The organism is Aeribacillus sp. FSL K6-2833 (genome assembly GCF_037965815.1).
GTDB classification, from domain to species: Bacteria; Bacillota; Bacilli; order Bacillales; family Aeribacillaceae; genus Aeribacillus; species Aeribacillus composti.
The window spans coordinates 3,295,693-3,312,672 of sequence record NZ_CP150189.1 but is presented as its reverse complement, the minus strand read 5'-3'; the positions used below and the strand labels follow the sequence as shown (position 1 = coordinate 3,312,672).

Genomic DNA, 16,980 nt, shown 5'->3' with positions numbered 1-16,980 from the left:
AAAAAATACAGAAGGATCGGAAGGGCTGTTGATGATGAAGATACGAAACAAACTGCTCCTTAGCTTTGGAACCGTTTTGCTAATTGTCCTGCTCGCCTTTCTTATTGTTTACTCTACTTTGCAGGACGTTTCCAAATCCTATTTTAATTTAGCAAATACCGATATGAAAAAATTGCAGCTTGCCCACCAGATTCAATTTGAAGACCTTGCGTTAACAGATGCGGTCAGAGGGGTGATTATCGAACCGGATAATACGGCCGAAAGGGAAAAGTACAATCAGTTTGCAAAGCAAATTGATCAACATATTAAAGAAGTGACTCCGATGCTGGATGATTCCAGGACGAAAAAAATTTTCCACGATCTAAATATAAATAATCAAAAATTAGTTGAATTAGAAACGCAGATGATGGAATTGGCCGGGGAAGACCGCCAAAAAACGCTTGCTATTTTTCATGGTGAATATGCGGATATTCGCGCTATTTTTAGTTCCAAACTGGAAGAATTCAAACAAATTGAGACAGAACGGATAACCAAGAAAATTGCGGAAGATGAAAAATTAATAAGAAAAAAAATCATGGCGGGTGCAGCGGCATTTATCACAGCACTGTTTGCAGGAATTTTAATTGCAATATTTATTTCTAAAAGAACCACCCGGCCATTGTGGAAAATTGCAAATAAATTAGAGGAATTGGCGCGAAATAAAGGAGATTTAACAGCTAGAATCCATATCACGAATAAAGATGAAATTGGAAAGCTGGCCACGGCATTTAATAGAATGCTGGAGAACCTGCAAAAAATGATGCTAAAAATAAAGGAAACGACAGATGAAGTTTCCGCTTCAGCACTCGAGCTTTCTGAAGGTACTAAAAACTTTGCGGAAAGTACAGAACAGATCACGATGGCAGTTCAAGACATTGCTTCCGGAGCCGGTGATCAAGGGGACATGGCGGATGAAAGCTCACATGCGGTGAATAATATTGCCAATGAAATTCAAAAAATTGCATCGTCATCTTCTTTCGCAGCAGAATCGGCCTTGACCACATCGAAAATCGCAGAAGAAGGAAACAAATCAATTGTCAAAGCAGTCAAGCAGATGGAATTTTTACAAAAATCCGTTGATGAAGCGTTTATTAAGATTGAGGAACTTGGCAAGCTTACCGACGAGATAAAAAAAATATCAGATGTCATGGCAAATATAGCGGAGCAGACGAATTTATTGGCTCTAAATGCTGCAATTGAGGCGGCGCGTGCAGGGGAACAAGGCAAGGGTTTTGCTGTTGTAGCAACGGAAGTTCGAAACTTGGCGGAAGAGTCAAAACAATCTGCGATTCAAATAAATGAAATGATACAGCATGTCCTCTCCATTGCTGCTGCCGCCGTGGAGAATATCGATAAAGGAAGGAGCGATCTAAAAGAGGGTAAAAGGGTTGTTGATGATGCTGGGCGCGCTTTCCATAAAATTTTAACATCAGTTGAGAAAGTAACATGTCAAATACAAGAGGTTTCCTCATCTGTCCAGCAAATGTCAACAGGAGCTGATCAAGTTGCTGTTTCTATCGGACAATTGGCTGACATCGCCAAAAAATCATCAGCTCATTCACAAAATGTGGCAGCCTCAACGGAAGAACAACTGGCTGCAATTGAAGAATTTACAGCAACGGCAGAAAATCTCTCAAATGTAGCAAAAAAACTGAGAAACATGATCGGGGAATTTAATGTTTAACATTGTTTTTATCTATTTCCAGCATTCATTGTAAGTTTCATGTTATATTATCTAACAAAATCATTGAACAATGCTGCACTCCTTTCTATATTAATCTTAAATAAAAATTTCATAAAGGTTCCTGATCGATAGGAACAAAAAAGCTGTCTAGGGTTCCGCTGCTGCTTAAGTTTGCAGCAGGTCTGGTCCGAGAGAGAGCGTATAGAAAGCATCAAAAGATGTCTTTCTATAAACACGGAAGGATAAAAGCCTGGGAGATTTCCCTAGGCTTTTATTTTTTTACAACGATCATTAAGAAAAGTCTCAAGGGAGGTATTTTGGATGACTAAAATTTTCAGCAAAACGATCGTACCTGGAGGAAAATGGTCAGGAAAAATTGGAAAAGGAAAGCTTATTCGTTTTACAGCCTTGGAGGCTGGAGCCAATCTTTCACTTATGATGTATCATGCACATGATCTTTCAGAGCGTTATAACATGCCGGATACATTAAAAGCCCAGCACACATTTCACTTGACAAAGGGAAACGTATTGATGAGCGATAACGGCCGAGTATTGGCCAGCATCACTAGCGACAGCCTTGGCTGGCACGACACTGTTTCAGGCTATACCACAAGGGAAGGAACAGATGAGAAATATGGAAAAACAAGCTATCAAGAATTAAGAAATGACTGGCTCAGAAGCGGAGAAGAGAACTTTGCCATGGAACTTGTAAGAAACGGGCTCAGCCTGCGCGACATGGCTCCTGTCGTCAATCTGTTTTCAAAAGTGAAAACCGACGACAAAGGCAACCTTACCTATTGTTTGGATCATTGCAAAAAAAATGACACAGTAACATTAAGAACAGAAATGGATATTTTGCTGATTGTATCTAATACACCAAACCCGCTTGATCCAAGAACCAACTATCCGTCCGTTCCGGTGGCAATGGAAGTGCTTCCGGCAGAGCCTGTCGATTTGAACGATTATTGTGTAAATTATCGTCCTGAAAACCGCCGGGCATTTGAAAATACTTGGGAATATTATGCGCTTTTGTAGCATCGGGCAGGAAATTGTTTGAGTACCCAGGCTGATGCCTTTAAAGATCAACATTATAGAAAATACCGATTTAAAAATACGATATGAGGAGGAAAGGAACATGGAAAATATTAAAAAAGTAGAAAGTCCTCGAAAAGAAGAAAATGCAATCTATAACAAAATCATCCCTGCCGGGGAAGGCTGGATGCATGAACTAAATCCAGGGCAAGTTCTAAGAATTGTCGACTTGGAAGGAAACCAAGCAGTAGATACATTGTTTTACGATGCAGATAATCCGGAGGATCATTACAGTGTAACAGCCACCATTACAGGACAGAAAAATATTTACTTAACAACAGGTTCGGTGCTTCGTTCTGAATCAGGAAATGAATTGCTGAAGATTGTAGCGGATACATGCGGGCGCCACGATACATTAGGCGGTGCTTGCTCAGCACAAAGCAATACCGTCCGATATGCACATGATAAATTGCATATGCACAATTGCCGCGACACGTTTATGCTGCAGTTGTCGAAATATGGGGAGCGTTTTACAAAAAGGGACCTGGCTCCAAATATTAACTTCTTCATGAATGTTCCGGTTACAGAAGATGGTCATTTAGAATTTGCTGATGGAATCTCTTATGCCGGAAGTTATGTGGAATTATTATCCCTTCGGCGGACATTGGTGCTGATCAGCAACTGCCCGCAATTAAACAATCCTTGCAATGCTTACAATCCAACAAAAATACAAGTGCTGATTTGGGATAAATAAACAGAATCAACTAGGATACGGATGCGTCAGGGGGGAGTACAAAATGTTTAAAAAAATTCTGATTGCCAATCGCGGGGCAATAGCCGTCCGGATTGAACGGACGCTTCGCAAGCTTGGAATTCTATCGGTTGCTATATATACAAAGGCGGATCAAGACAGTTTACATGTAGACGAAGCAGATGAAGCTATTTTAATAGGAGAAGGCCCGGTCAAAGACAGCTATTTGAATGGAAATTTAATCATAAAAGCTGCCATTGAGTCAGGAGCCGATGCCATTCATCCCGGATATGGATTTTTAAGTGAAAACGCAGATTTTGCCCGCTTGTGCGTACAAAATGGAATTACGTTTATCGGACCTTCACCTGAACAGATGGAGATATTCGGATTAAAGCATTCTGCCAGAGAAATTGCAAAAAAAGCCAATGTTCCTTTATTGCCGGGAACGGACCTCATCACCGATTTGGATGAGGCGGTAAAACAAGCTGAACATATTGGTTATCCAATTATTTTAAAAAGCACGGCAGGAGGCGGAGGCATCGGAATGCGCGTTTGCGAAAATGAACAGCATTTGCGCTCGGCATTTGAGGCGGTACGTCGTCTTGCTGAAACAAATTTTAAAAATAAAGGAGTTTTCCTGGAGAAATATATCGCTAGAGCACGCCATATAGAAGTTCAAATTTTTGGAAATCGATTTGGTGAAGTGGTAGCTTTAGGCGAACGAGACTGCTCTATTCAGCGCCGCAATCAAAAAGTTGTGGAAGAAAGTCCGGCCCCTCTTTTGTCCCAGGAAGTCAGAAAAGAAATGTTCGCAGCCGCCATCCGATTGGCGGAAGAAGTTGGATACCGGAGTGCAGGCACCGTTGAGTTTTTATATGATCCTGAAACAAGCTCCTTTTACTTTCTTGAAGTGAATACAAGACTTCAAGTGGAGCATGGTGTAACAGAAGAGGTCTTTGGCATCGATCTTGTTGAATGGATGATACGTGAAGCAGCAGATGATCTGCATGAATTGCATTCCTTAGTAAAAGAGCCGAAAGGGCATAGCATTCAAGCGCGTATTTATGCGGAAGATTGTTTGCATGAGTTTCGGCCGAGCGCCGGACAGATTGATGAGGCAAAATTTCCTAAAACAGCTCGAACGGAAACGTGGGTAAGAAACGGAATCACGGTTACGACTCTTTATGATCCAATGCTGGCGAAAGTGATTGTTCGTGGAAAAAACAGGGAAGAGGCGATCGGAAAACTCATACAAGCGCTAAACGAAACGAAATTGTACGGTATTACAACCAATCTCCACTACTTGAAAGCTTTATTGAAGGAAAAGGATTTTATAAAAGGAAATGTATACACCCGTTTATTAAACCATTTTCAACCTAGAGAACATGCACTGGAAGTATTGGACGGAGGAATTCAAACAACTGTTCAGGATTGGCCCGGACGCATTAAATATTGGAGCGTAGGTGTGCCGCCTTCCGGTCCAATGGACCAGCTCTCGTTCCGGATTGGAAATAAACTTCTCGGGAACAGAGAAGGCGCCCCTGGTCTTGAAATGACATTGCGCGGGGGATCTTATCGTTTTCGAGATGATATATGGTTTTGTATTACAGGTGCCGATATGCAGGCTAAGCTTGACGATCAGCCCGTGCCGATGTATGAACCTGTTTTGGCAAAAAAGAACCAAGTATTATCATTTGGTGAAGCGAAAAGGGGAATGCGGACTTATTTATTAGTAGCAGGCGGTTTTGACATGCCTGAAGTTTTAGGAAGCTCCTCCACATTTACGCTCGGCGGATTCGGCGGCCATGGCGGACGCGCCTTGCGCACTGGCGATGTGCTTTTGGTCAACCGGGGGGCTGTTGTCAAAAAAACGAAGGGGCTTCCAGCTGAATATAGACCGATCATGACGAATAAATGGACGATAGGCGTCATTCCGGGCCCTCATTGTACAAGCGAATTTTTGCAGCCGGATTATTTGCAGCAATTAACTGAAACAGAATGGGAAGTGCATTTTAACAGTTCGCGCACAGGCGTCCGGTTAATGGGCCCAGCCCCGAAATGGGCAAGAGAAGACGGCGGAGATGCAGGTTTGCATCCATCAAATATTCATGATAACGCTTATGCAGTGGGAACGCTTGATCTAACAGGCGATATGCCGATTTTACTGGGACCTGATGGACCTAGTTTAGGAGGATTTGTCTGCCCAGTTACGACGGCTTCAGCTGAGTTTTGGAAAATTGGGCAATTGCATCCGGGCGATATCGTCAAGTTTCATTTGTTGTCATTGGAAGAAGCGGAGGAACTTCGAAAAAAACAAGAAATGTTTATGCAAAAAATTGAAAATGGCAGTTTGTACGGATTTCAACCTTCTCAACTTCCTGCCATTAATCCAAAAATTACAGCCGACGATTCAATTTTGGCTCAAGAACAAACATCTCGAAACATTCCAATTACGATTCGTTCAAGCGGCGACGAAAATTTGCTGATTGAGTACGGTTCAATGGATTTAGACCTGCTGTATCGGTTTCAAGTACATGCTTTAATGCAAGCGATACAACAAAAAGGCAACATCCCTTTCCTTGATTTAACGCCGGGCATTCGGTCTTTGCAAGTGCACATTGACCCATCGAAAATGTCCGTTCGCGAGGCTTGTCAAAAAATTTTAGAAATTGATCGCGAGCTTCCGCCGCTGGAATCGATAAAAGTCCCTTCACGTATTGTTCGGCTGCCTCTTTCCTGGGATGATCCGGCTACTCAATTGGCCATTGAACGCTACCAGAAAAACGTCCGTTCCGATGCTCCGTGGTGTCCGAGTAATTTGGAATTCATCAGGCGCATAAATGGCTTAAAAAGCATTGATGATGTAAAGAAAATTGTATTTGATGCAAAATATCTTGTTTTAGGATTAGGTGACGTCTATCTTGGCGCTCCAGTAGCCATTCCAATTGATCCTCGGCACCGTTTAGTCACAACAAAATATAACCCTGCCCGGACTTGGACGCCTGAAAATGCGGTAGGAATTGGCGGTTCGTATTTATGTGTATATGGAATGGAAGGTCCTGGAGGCTATCAATTTGTCGGCCGGACGATTCAAATGTGGAATAAATTCCGGACAACGAAGAGTTTTGAACAAGGAAAACCTTGGCTATTGCGGTTTTTCGATCAAATTCAGTTTTACCCAGTAGATGCGGAACAGTTGCTGCAATTGCGGGAAGATTTTCTTAGAGGAAGGTTTGAAGTGGAAATAACAGAAACAGCGTTTGATCTTGGCGAATATTTAAAATTCTTGGATTCGATCAAAGATAGTGCCGAAACTTTCCGCATGCGGCAGCAGGAAGCTTTTCAAGCAGAGCGAGAACGGTGGAAGCAGCTAGGATTGGCGGAATATATATCAGAGCATGAACCAATGAAAGAAGGGCAAGAGGAAAATATCCCTCCAGGTGCTGAGGTTGTTCGTTCTTCCATGCCTGGAAGTGTATGGAAAGTTCTTGTGTCTCCTGGACAGCAAGTTAAGAAAGGCGATGTTCTGATGATTGAAGAAAGCATGAAAATGGAGTTTCCGCAGCTGGCCCCGTGCGATGGACAAATAGTAAATGTTTACGTGAAACCAGGGGACGAGGTGCAATCAGGACAATTGATTGTCAGCATTTTAAAGCAGAAAGAACGAGAGGAGGTTCTCAAATGAAATCGGTCAAACATTTTCCTCAACCTTTGACGATTGCGCGGTTGAGAGAGATGTACCTTAACAATGAATTGACTCCCGAAGAAGTAGTCGTTGAAATCATTCATCGAGTTAAACAAGATGAGGATATGAATATATGGATTACCCCTCCGGCAATGGAAAGAATTCAGCCTTATCTAGACAGGCTTGCTTCACTGGATCGGAAAAGCTTGCCATTATGGGGAATTCCATTTGCTATTAAAGACAACATTGATTTAGCCGGGGTTCCGACAACTGCAGCTTGCCCCCAATATGCTTATATACCAGAAAAAAGCGCAACAGTGGTTGAGCGGTTAATTGCAGCAGGTGCAATCCCATTAGGAAAAACAAATTTAGATCAGTTTGCCACTGGGCTTGTCGGTACAAGAAGTCCTTATGGAGAAACGAAAAATGCCTTAAAAGAAGAACTGATCAGCGGGGGATCAAGCTCTGGATCTGCGGTGGCCGTTGCACGAGGCCATGCAGCGTTTGCACTCGGAACGGACACTGCTGGGTCCGGACGAGTGCCGGCAGCCTTAAATCGCTTAGTCGGATTTAAGCCGAGCAGGGGAGCCTGGCCGACCGCTGGAGTAGTTCCGGCTTGCGCAAGCCTTGATTGTGTGACAGTTTTTGCGCACAATTTGCAGGATGCATTGGAAGTTGATCGAATTGTGCGCGGCGAGGATGAAACAGATCCTTGGTCACGCTATTTCCCGAACGTATCGCCGAAAAGTCCGAGCAAAATTTGTTTGCCGAAACAACCGCTTTCGTTTTTTGGCCCATTTCGTGAAGGATATAGGAATGCATGGATGAAAACGATGAAAAGATTGGAACGTTTGCGTCTTCCGATTGAGTATATCGATTATGATTTGTTTTCCGAAGCGGCGTCTCTTCTTTATGAAGGTCCTTGGGTGGCGGAAAGATGGGCGGATTTAGGTGATTTTGTGAAAGCAAATACAGAAGATGTGTTTTCCGTTACGGAAAAAGTCCTTTCTTCCGGAGCTTCTCCTGATCATACGGCAGCATCAGCTTTTCAAGCGATGCACAGGATCCAATCAATCAAGCATAAAGTGAAAAAATTGTTAAAAGATGCAGTATTAGTTTTGCCTACTTGTGGCGGTACTTGGACGCGCGAACAAGTTAGGCTCGATCCGATTCGCACAAATAACGAAATGGGAAAATACACCAATCACTGTAATCTTTTGGATCTGTCGGCAATCGCCATTCCGGCAGAGGATGCGGAAGCAAATGTTCCTTTTGGCATGACGATGTTTTCGCTGGCAGAACAGGAAGGATTGATATTCGGACTTGCTTCTCAATTTTTAGGAGAGATTCTAACAGAAAATTTTCAACCGCAAAAAAATACGACTTTTGTTGCCGTCTGCGGTTTGCATATGAGAGGGTTTCCGCTCGAAAATGAAATGCATCAATTCGGCGGCAAATTCGTATGTGAAGCAACAACTGCTCCTAATTACCGGCTGTATAAGCTGCCTACGGATCCTGCCAAACCTGGGCTTATCAAAACAAACCACAATGGCGCCTCCATTCAATTGGAGATATGGGAAATGCCATTAGCTTCATTTGGTGCTTTTACAGCATCTATTCCAGAACCTTTAAGTATAGGAACAGTAGAACTGATCAACGGAAACAAAGTGCCGGGCTTTCTTTGTGAAGCGTATATAGCCAATCAAGCGGAGGATATTACAGCTTTTGGAGGATGGCGTTCCTATTGCCTGAAAGAACTCAATTCATAATACAAAAGCCGTCAAACATGTTGGCGGCTTTTTCACGTTCAAGCGCAAAATTCTAATTTTAAGAGATTGACAGGATGGAGTGACTGAACTATTTAGATAAAATCGACGTGTACGTACAGTGTATTAGGAGACAGAAAGTTAGCTGCATACTTCTGTTTTGTTTATTTTTTAAACTGTAAAATACGACTTTTACCTCTGCTGGTTACTTGAATATTGAAAATACCAATGTATCAATTCATTTCCAAATTGCTTGAAAAAATAGTATTTCCTCTTAGTTAGATTTATTACATAAAATTTTAAAATATTGTATTTAAATTACAATTTTGGTAAAATTACTATATATTGTAAAAATAACTAGGGGGTGTGGGAATTTATAAAAATTAAGAAAACTATTTTTTTTATAATATTCTTCATCTTCTTAGCTTCATGCAATCATCAATTATCCTATGATCAAAAAATTGATTGTAATCAGAATTGGGCTCTATGCTCCATACAGAAGGAATATGCTGATCCTAACTCTTTAACAGACACACCTATAAAAATTGCCATTATTGATAGTGGAATTGATGAAGAAAAGGCTCGTGTCAAAGTATCAAAAAGGTTCAACGAGAAAAATAATCAAATAGATTCATACGGACATGGTACAGCGGTTGCTAGTATCATTAGAGAATGGAGAAATCATTACTCAACATTTTGATGTAGTGTTGCAAGAAATTGACGGCACCGATTTTATTGCAACACTCATTGATCAAGATACTGGAGAATCTTACCAGATCAATACCATTGATGCTCAAGCTTCGGTTCTGCCGGCGGTTATAATCGGAGTAGTTGCAAAACATGGAATCAAGTATGCCATAAAAAAATTTGGAAAAAAACTTATCGTTAAGTCGATAAAAAGCTCTAAAGCCGTTCTTAACACATTTGCAAAGGCAGCCGTTAAAGCAGCAAAAAGTAAAGTTTCCAAATTCAATGTAAGTAATAAGCATTTAAAAAATGCTGGAGGTAATTTTTCTAAATTCAATACTACTGATAAAAGCCAAATACGTAATTGGGTTAAAGAAGGATTAAATTCTAAGAACGCATCTTATTCTTTAAATCCAGAGGAAGAAAAAAAGAATGCGGATTTGTCATTTGTAGTTATAGCGGACCTTGGTAAAGTAATAGGTACAAAAGGTCAGAAAAAATAAAAATTGTAGTAGGGTGGGATGGTGAAATATGGACAGCATATCCAATCAATTAGAGTTTGTCTATCACTTTACAACCGATGAATCTTACATTCCTAAAAAGTGGAAAAAAGATTCTGCTATCGTACTTAGAGTTGATGGAGATTTTGACATAAAAGTAGATGGAATCTCCTATTTCCGAGATGATATCGCATTGTTGGAGTTTTATTTATACCTAGAGAGATGGCTCGCCATTATCGAAAGTGGCAAATATGATATCCCGGAATTTCATTATTATACTCTTGAAATTGACGAAGATGAGCCGTTAATTTCAATCATCCCTTTTGACAATAACGATAAGGCTCGACTCACTTCTATTTGGAGAAAGGAACCGTTTGATCCTGTATTTAAGATGGATTATATAGTGAACCAATTGACAGAATTACGCGATCAATTAAAAAAAGATATCGAGGCACATTATAACATTTCAGTAGAACCGTTTATTGATAAATTTCCGATAAAAGCTTTAGCAGTTGTAGACAAAAAAAAGGGTAAGACGAAATGGCTTTAGTCATTGAACGTTACTTGTTAAAGACTATGTCAATGTTTGTAGTTGATAACATTTCTTGGGGCTGCCTATTATTTTTGAAGCCCCATTTATTTTTTCAAAAAGTGTCCGAATTATGCTAATTCAACACTACTGATAAAAGCCAAGTACGCAATCGAATGAAAAGGATTCAATTCTATAAATCCAGAGGTAGAAACAAAGAATGCTGATTTATCATTGTAGTGATAACCACTCGGTAAAACATAGGTACGAAAGAGTAATAGGGGATGGGATGGTGAAATATGGACAGCATATCCAGTCAAATAGAATTTGTCTATCACTTTACAACCGATGAATCTTATATTCCTAAAAAGTTGAAAAAGAATGCTGCCATTGTGCTTAGAGTTAGTGGAGATTTTGACATAAAAGTAGATGGAATCTCCTATTTCCGAGATGATATCGCATTGTTGGAGTTTTATTTATACCTAGAGAGATGGCTCGCCATTATCGAAAGTGACAAATATGATATCCCGGAATTTCATTATTATACTCTTGAAATTGACGAAGATGAGCCGTTGATTTCAATCATCCCTTTTGACAATAACGATAAGGCTCGACTCACATCTATTTGGAGAAAGGAACCGTTTGATCCTGTATTTAAGATGGATTATATAGTGAACCAATTGACAGAATTACGCGATCAATTAAAAAAAGATATCGAGGCACATTATAGTATTTCAGTAGAACCGTTTATTGATAAATTTCCCATTAGAGCTTTAGCTGTCATCGATAAAAAGAGAGGCAAGAAGAAATGGTTTTAGTATTCTGTAAAAAATTAGGGATACAAATCCTTTAGAGTATAGGAACAGTAGAACTGATCAACGGAAACAAAGTGTCGGGCTTTCTTTTGGAAGGCGTATATCGCCAATCGATTCGAGGATATTACAGATTTTGGAGGATGGCGTTCCTATTGCCGAAAAGAAGCCGAATCATAATGGCAAAAGTGGCTGTCAAAGTAGTCGATTTTTTCGGCTTATAGGTGCCCTTTCAATATTCAATGTTTATGTTTTTCGTTTCCAAAAGATTTTGGCTTTCTGGACAACTGCTTTTCCTATGTTTCCCTATCTTGATCATGTCCTTCGGGAATCTTATGAAGGACTTTTTCTATGCACGCCATTTTCATTCTGTCCTTCAAAAGTTATGACGGACATTCAGTATATGCAATTTCCTTTTTTTGGATTCCATCACCTCCATGAAGGACGTTTATAAATTTTATTAGATTATTTTTGTCCTTCACAGTTGTATTTCTTCAAAATCCATCTCAGTTCGGATTCTAAAATCAAATCAGTGAACCTTTAAGTAATAAAAAAAGGTTTCTGCCTTTTTGTTCATCTCAACATTTATTAAATGGAGAGATGCTTCCAAAAGTTTGAACAACTTTTGTGAAGCATCCTCCTGTTTTAATTATGTGGTTTAAATATTTTTAACATAGTTTTCATATCATCATTGTCACTAACGATGTTTCACTTGTGAGTTAGACAGAAATTTAAAACGATACTGAACTTTTTTCTTGTTTGATCCGTATTAAAAGATGAGAGGAGGAAAATACATGACGTTGAAGCTAGAGCAAGTGACGAAAAAATTTGGCGATTTCACCGCTGTGGATAAGCTGTCTTTATCCATTCCGGAAAAAGAAATGTTTGGTTTTTTAGGGGCAAACGGTGCCGGAAAAACGACAACATTTCGCATGATTTTAGGGCTGCTGGCACCAACTGAAGGAACCATTACATGGAATGGAGAAAAAATTGATTATAGCACGAGCCCGTATATCGGATATTTGCCCGAAGAGCGGGGATTGTACCCGAAATTAAAGGTAAAGGATCAGATTGTCTATTTAGCCAGATTAAGAGGGATGAACAAAAAAGATGCGCTGAAGGAGCTGGCAAATTGGCTCGAACGGTTTAAAGTGCCGGAGTACGCTGAAAAAAAAGTCGAAGAGCTGTCGAAAGGAAACCAGCAAAAAATTCAATTTATTGCTGCTGTCATACATAAACCGAAGCTGCTCATCTTGGATGAACCGTTTAGCGGATTGGATCCGGTCAATGTTGAGCAATTGAAAGAGGCTGTCATTGATTTGAAAAATGCCGGTACATCCATTGTGTTTTCCAGCCATCGGATGGAGCACGTTGAGGAATTATGTGAACATTTATGCATATTACATAGGGGAAGCCCTGTAGTTCATGGGTCGCTCAAAGAAATTAAACGTTCCTTTGGCAAAAAAAATCTCGTGATTCATGCGGATTTTGATCTCAATTTCTTGAAGGATTTCCCAGGTGTCGTAAAAGCCAAGACAACAGTTGAAGGGATTCAATTGCAAATTGAAAGAGAAGAGACCGCACAACAATTGTTACAGGAGATTGTCGATAAAGGATTTATTCGCAAATTCCAAATAGAAGAGCCTTCATTACATGATATTTTTATAGAGAAAGTGGGTGCGGCCTATGCATAACTTTTGGACTGTTTTGTTCCACACTTATTTTACCAAACTAAGATCGAAGCAATTTATCATTTCCACGGTTATTACATTGCTTATTATTCTAGTTTTGGGAAACATATCAAAAATTATTGATTTTTTTAATTCTGGTGAAAATCAAGAACGCCTTGCAGTCATTGATCAATCAAATTCTTTATTTGAACCGTTTAAAAAGCAATTAAAAGAAGTTAATCCGGACATTCAATTGCAAAAAACTAATGCTTCCGAAGAAGAGCTGAAAAAGAATGTATTAAATGATGAGATCAAAGGGTATCTCGTTTTATCTTTAAATGATGAAAACCGGCCGATGGCGGTATATAAAGCAGCGTCTCTTGCAGACTCAACCGTTCCAAACGATTTGCAATATGCCCTCCAACAAGTGAGCATGGTATGGACAGCAGGTCAATTGAAATTGACGCAAGAGGAACTGATGAAGCTGAATGCGCCAGTATCTTTTGAAATGGAAGCGTTGAATGCCAACGCAAAAACGGTGGAAGAATTGAATCAAGCGAGAGGTCTCGTATATGTACTTTTATTTGTAATATATTTTGCAGTGATCATGTATGCAAATATGATTGCGATGGAGGTAGCAGTAGAAAAATCTTCTAGAGTGATGGAAATTTTAATTTCCAGTGTTCCTCCTATTACACAAATGTTTGCGAAAATTTTAGGTGTTGCTCTATTGAGTTTAACGCAGCTTGCCTTATGGCTTATTGTCGGCTACGTTTCCATTAAACAGAATTTAGAATCGATGGATGGAGGATTTTTCTCTTTCTTTGGATTCCAAAACACGTCGTTGTCGACCATTCTATATGCAGTCATTTTCTTTATTTTAGGCTATTTATTATATGCGACGATGGCTGCCTTTCTAGGCTCGCTGGTCAGTCGTATAGAAGATGTTCAGCAGTTGATCACTCCGATGATTTTAACGGTTGTGGCGGGCTTTATGCTAGCGATATTTGGTTTGAGCAATCCGGAAGCTTCCTATGTTACGATCACATCATACATTCCGCCGTTTACCCCGATGCTGATGTTTTTGCGGGTTGGAATGCTGGATCTTCCAATTTGGGAGCCGCTTTTAGGAATCGGTTTATTAATAGCATCCATTGCTATATTAGCTGTCTTCGGGGCAAGAGTTTACAAAGGCGGCGTATTGATGTACGGAAAATCCAATGCGCTTAAAGATATTAAAAAAGCTTTGCAGCTATCGAAAAATAAATAAAGAAGACATTACGCAAAATGGTTTTCTTTTGATTTTGAGCAGATAATAATAAACGTAGCAAGCAGCCCGATTCCTATATACTAGGAGTTTGGCTGCTTAATTTTTTGGAAGCTTTGATAATGATGAAAATGAGTCAATTTCTGCGCAGTATTTTTTCTCAACTACCGAAGTTGAGGGATCTCCCTTTTTCATTTTCGATTATTCCTGCAAATATTCGCTTCTTGACGATGTGATTTTTAATAGTAAAGAGAAAATCCCCAGTCAATCAAGACATTTATTGTAATTGAAAGCGGTTTAAAATTTTTTGAAGATGTATGACAGCATCGGAAAGAATAACCGATTCCTTTGCAAGCTCATGGATCCCTTCAATATGTTCCTCCAATGCTGCCGTTGTTTCGTTGACTGTGTTGGTGAAATCATGTGCGATTAAGTTTACATTTTCTATTAAACCTTTTAAATTGTTTCCGTTTTCACGAATGTTTATGACGTTTTCTCGATTATGCTTTAACAGAGAATGAATGTCTGAAAACATTCGCTTAAATGTCTGCATGCTTTCTTTTGTTCCAGATATAGACAAGGAAGCTTGATCAACACTTTCTTCATTTTTTTTGACGGCAGTAACGGCATGAGCTAAATCATTTCTCGTTTCTTCCAACGAAGATAAAATTTTAGCCGCAAAAGAATTTGTATCATCTGCCAGTTTGCTCACTTCTGCAGCTACAATCGCAAAGCCTTTTCCAGATTCACCTGCTCTCGCTGCTTCAATGGAAGCATTTAATGCTAAAAGGTTCGTTTGCTTGGCAATTGCTGTGATCGCAGAAGCCATTTCCATCGCTTGATCCGCTTTTTTGGATACCATTTGGATGAGGGAAGTTGCCTTTTTCGTGTCATTTTCAATATTTAGCATAAGCTGTTCCGTTTTTTCAATCATTTGTTGCCCTTCATCTGCTGAACGCATCGTTGATTGAGCGTATTCAACAACACGTTCAATTTCCGATCCCATATTTGATACACCTTCTATCATCGAATTTGCCAGTTCGCTAACTTTTTTAAACGAATCGGTCTGCTGTTTGGAGCCTTCGCGGAACACTTCCATTGTTGCAGCAACTTCATCAAAAATTTCCGATAAGCGATTCGCTTCTTTTTTTTGATCTTGACTGACCTTCTTGACAGTTTTGACGGCATTGGCAAACTCGCTTAAAATCGACCGGATTCCAAAAATAATTTTATTGATTTCATAACCTATTTGATGAAACTCATTGCGTTTGCCGACAATATCTACTTCGACATGAAGGTTGCCTGATGATACAGTACGAGTGACGTTATACCATTGTCTAAGATTAGAAGTGAACGAGCGGTAAACAAAGAAGCTGTTTACTGCACTGGCGCAAATAGTTACGAAAAATAAAATAATTGCTTGACGAAAAGATAATTGCATAAATAAAGCTGTCATGAGGCAAAGAAAGCTTGGCAAAAACGATAGCATGGCAAAATTCATTTGCAAATACGGGCGATGAATGAGTCTTCCTAACCGGATATTATAACGTTTTCCAGTACTGTCTGTAACGAGCGGACAGCTCGCATCAACAAGAATTTCTCCTGTATCACGGATATACAGCTGCAAAAGCGGTTCTTTTGTTGTAGCGGCTTTTTTGCCGACCTCATCCGAAAATACTCTTCCTTCACGAAGGCGATTGGTATGTAGCGGAGAATATCCTGTTTCATCTACGACCAAAAAATATTCGTCTTGGTCCAGCCTTTCATCGAACGTTTTTCGAATTTTGTCGAGCTGTTCGGTTAGCGGAAGCTGAGGATCTAGCTGTTTCTTAATGATATCGCTTACATGCACGACTTTTTTGAGTGCTTGTTGAGCAGCTTTTTTCTTTATTAAACGGCTCATACTTCTCCCTCCCCTTACTACAAATGTATACCCCATTTACAGAATTTTCAATAATTATTTGCTAAAAATTTAATTTCTAGTAAAAAAGGAACAAATGTTCTGTTTTTTATAGATTCAAAATTTAGTATTTGATATAATGAAAATGCAATAGAACGGTAGACTCAAGGGTGGTTGGCATTTACCCCGTACAGAAAGGGGGTGTGCCGATGACAGTATTCGAAGCGTTAATGTTTGCGATCAGTTTTTCAAGCCTTATAATTACAATGCTGTCAAATCCACAAAAAAAATAATCCACCCTTGAGTTGATAGCAGTGGTGGATTATTTTTTACCTGCTGCCTGATCCCCTTGAAGGGAACCGTCTGTTGCAGGGCCAAAGGTGTCGCAGCACCTTTGGTCGTCTGGTTGTTGATGCAATTTTTCAACTTCATTATACATTATTCCCCTCGTCTTGTAAAAGAGAGCCACTATATGATCCTGCCTGATTATATTCCCTTCATATTTTGATCCCTTTTTTTATGTTGATTTACCTTTTATTTTTCCCTTGATTGAAAAATCCCAAAATAATAGACGTGAAATCAACAAGTAAACAATATACATTTCAAACCTTAGCTATAAATAAAATATTCAAAACAAAAAAACAAAAATAAAAAAATA

12 protein-coding genes and 1 riboswitch are annotated in these 16,980 nt (G+C 39.7%); of the genes, 10 read left to right on the top strand and 2 right to left on the bottom strand.

Annotated elements, in window-relative coordinates; all coding sequences use genetic code 11:
* Nucleotides 1–31 precede the first annotated feature (31 nt).
* From NSQ94_RS16045 to NSQ94_RS16000, 10 genes are all read left to right on the top strand, one after another.
* Nucleotides 32–1,723, top strand: coding sequence for a methyl-accepting chemotaxis protein (locus NSQ94_RS16045; RefSeq protein ID WP_339198801.1), 1,692 nt, complete (start codon nt 32–34; stop codon nt 1,721–1,723).
* A gap of 136 nt (nt 1,724–1,859) precedes the next feature.
* Nucleotides 1,860–1,982: riboswitch (guanidine-I (ykkC/yxkD leader) on the top strand.
* Between the two features lie 62 nt (nt 1,983–2,044).
* Nucleotides 2,045–2,758 carry an urea amidolyase associated protein UAAP1 gene (locus NSQ94_RS16040; RefSeq protein ID WP_327848451.1) on the top strand — a complete coding sequence of 238 codons (714 nt, stop codon included), beginning with the start codon at nt 2,045–2,047 and terminating at the stop codon, nt 2,756–2,758.
* 100 nt (nt 2,759–2,858) lie between these two features.
* Complete coding sequence (locus tag NSQ94_RS16035) at nt 2,859–3,509, top strand: urea amidolyase associated protein UAAP2 (protein ID WP_066246812.1); 651 nt, start codon at nt 2,859–2,861, stop codon at nt 3,507–3,509.
* Nucleotides 3,510–3,552: 43 nt separating this feature from the next.
* Nucleotides 3,553–7,191, top strand: coding sequence for an urea carboxylase (uca, locus tag NSQ94_RS16030; protein WP_339229662.1), 3,639 nt, complete (start codon nt 3,553–3,555; stop codon nt 7,189–7,191).
* The gene (atzF, locus tag NSQ94_RS16025) at nt 7,188–8,960 is read left to right on the top strand and encodes an allophanate hydrolase (RefSeq protein WP_144598064.1); all 1,773 of its coding nucleotides are present in this window, start codon (nt 7,188–7,190) and stop codon (nt 8,958–8,960) included. The genes uca and atzF overlap by 4 nt, the downstream gene beginning before the upstream one ends.
* A 638-nt stretch (nt 8,961–9,598) precedes the next feature.
* Nucleotides 9,599–10,147: an SAR2788 family putative toxin gene (locus NSQ94_RS16020; protein WP_130156700.1), complete on the top strand. Its 549-nt coding sequence runs from the start codon at nt 9,599–9,601 to the stop codon at nt 10,145–10,147.
* A gap of 28 nt (nt 10,148–10,175) precedes the next feature.
* Nucleotides 10,176–10,694 (top strand): hypothetical protein, encoded by a 519-nt coding sequence (locus NSQ94_RS16015; protein WP_144598063.1) that lies wholly within the window; start codon nt 10,176–10,178, stop codon nt 10,692–10,694.
* 278 nt (nt 10,695–10,972) lie between these two features.
* Nucleotides 10,973–11,491, top strand: coding sequence for a hypothetical protein (locus tag NSQ94_RS16010; RefSeq protein WP_144598062.1), 519 nt, complete (start codon nt 10,973–10,975; stop codon nt 11,489–11,491).
* 788 nt (nt 11,492–12,279) lie between these two features.
* Nucleotides 12,280–13,179, top strand: coding sequence for an ABC transporter ATP-binding protein (locus NSQ94_RS16005; protein ID WP_144598061.1), 900 nt, complete (start codon nt 12,280–12,282; stop codon nt 13,177–13,179).
* Nucleotides 13,172–14,425 (top strand): ABC transporter permease, encoded by a 1,254-nt coding sequence (locus NSQ94_RS16000; RefSeq protein WP_063389255.1) that lies wholly within the window; start codon nt 13,172–13,174, stop codon nt 14,423–14,425. The genes NSQ94_RS16005 and NSQ94_RS16000 overlap by 8 nt, the downstream gene beginning before the upstream one ends.
* A gap of 274 nt (nt 14,426–14,699) precedes the next feature.
* Here the strand turns inward: NSQ94_RS16000 and NSQ94_RS15995 are convergent, their stop codons facing one another.
* On the bottom strand, nt 14,700–16,325 hold the full coding sequence (locus NSQ94_RS15995) for a methyl-accepting chemotaxis protein (RefSeq protein WP_094245152.1): 1,626 nt from the start codon (nt 16,323–16,325) through the stop codon (nt 14,700–14,702).
* Nucleotides 16,326–16,583: 258 nt separating this feature from the next.
* Nucleotides 16,584–16,754 carry a hypothetical protein gene (locus NSQ94_RS15990; protein WP_339229660.1) on the bottom strand — a complete coding sequence of 57 codons (171 nt, stop codon included), beginning with the start codon at nt 16,752–16,754 and terminating at the stop codon, nt 16,584–16,586.
* Between the last annotated feature and the right edge of the window lie 226 nt (nt 16,755–16,980).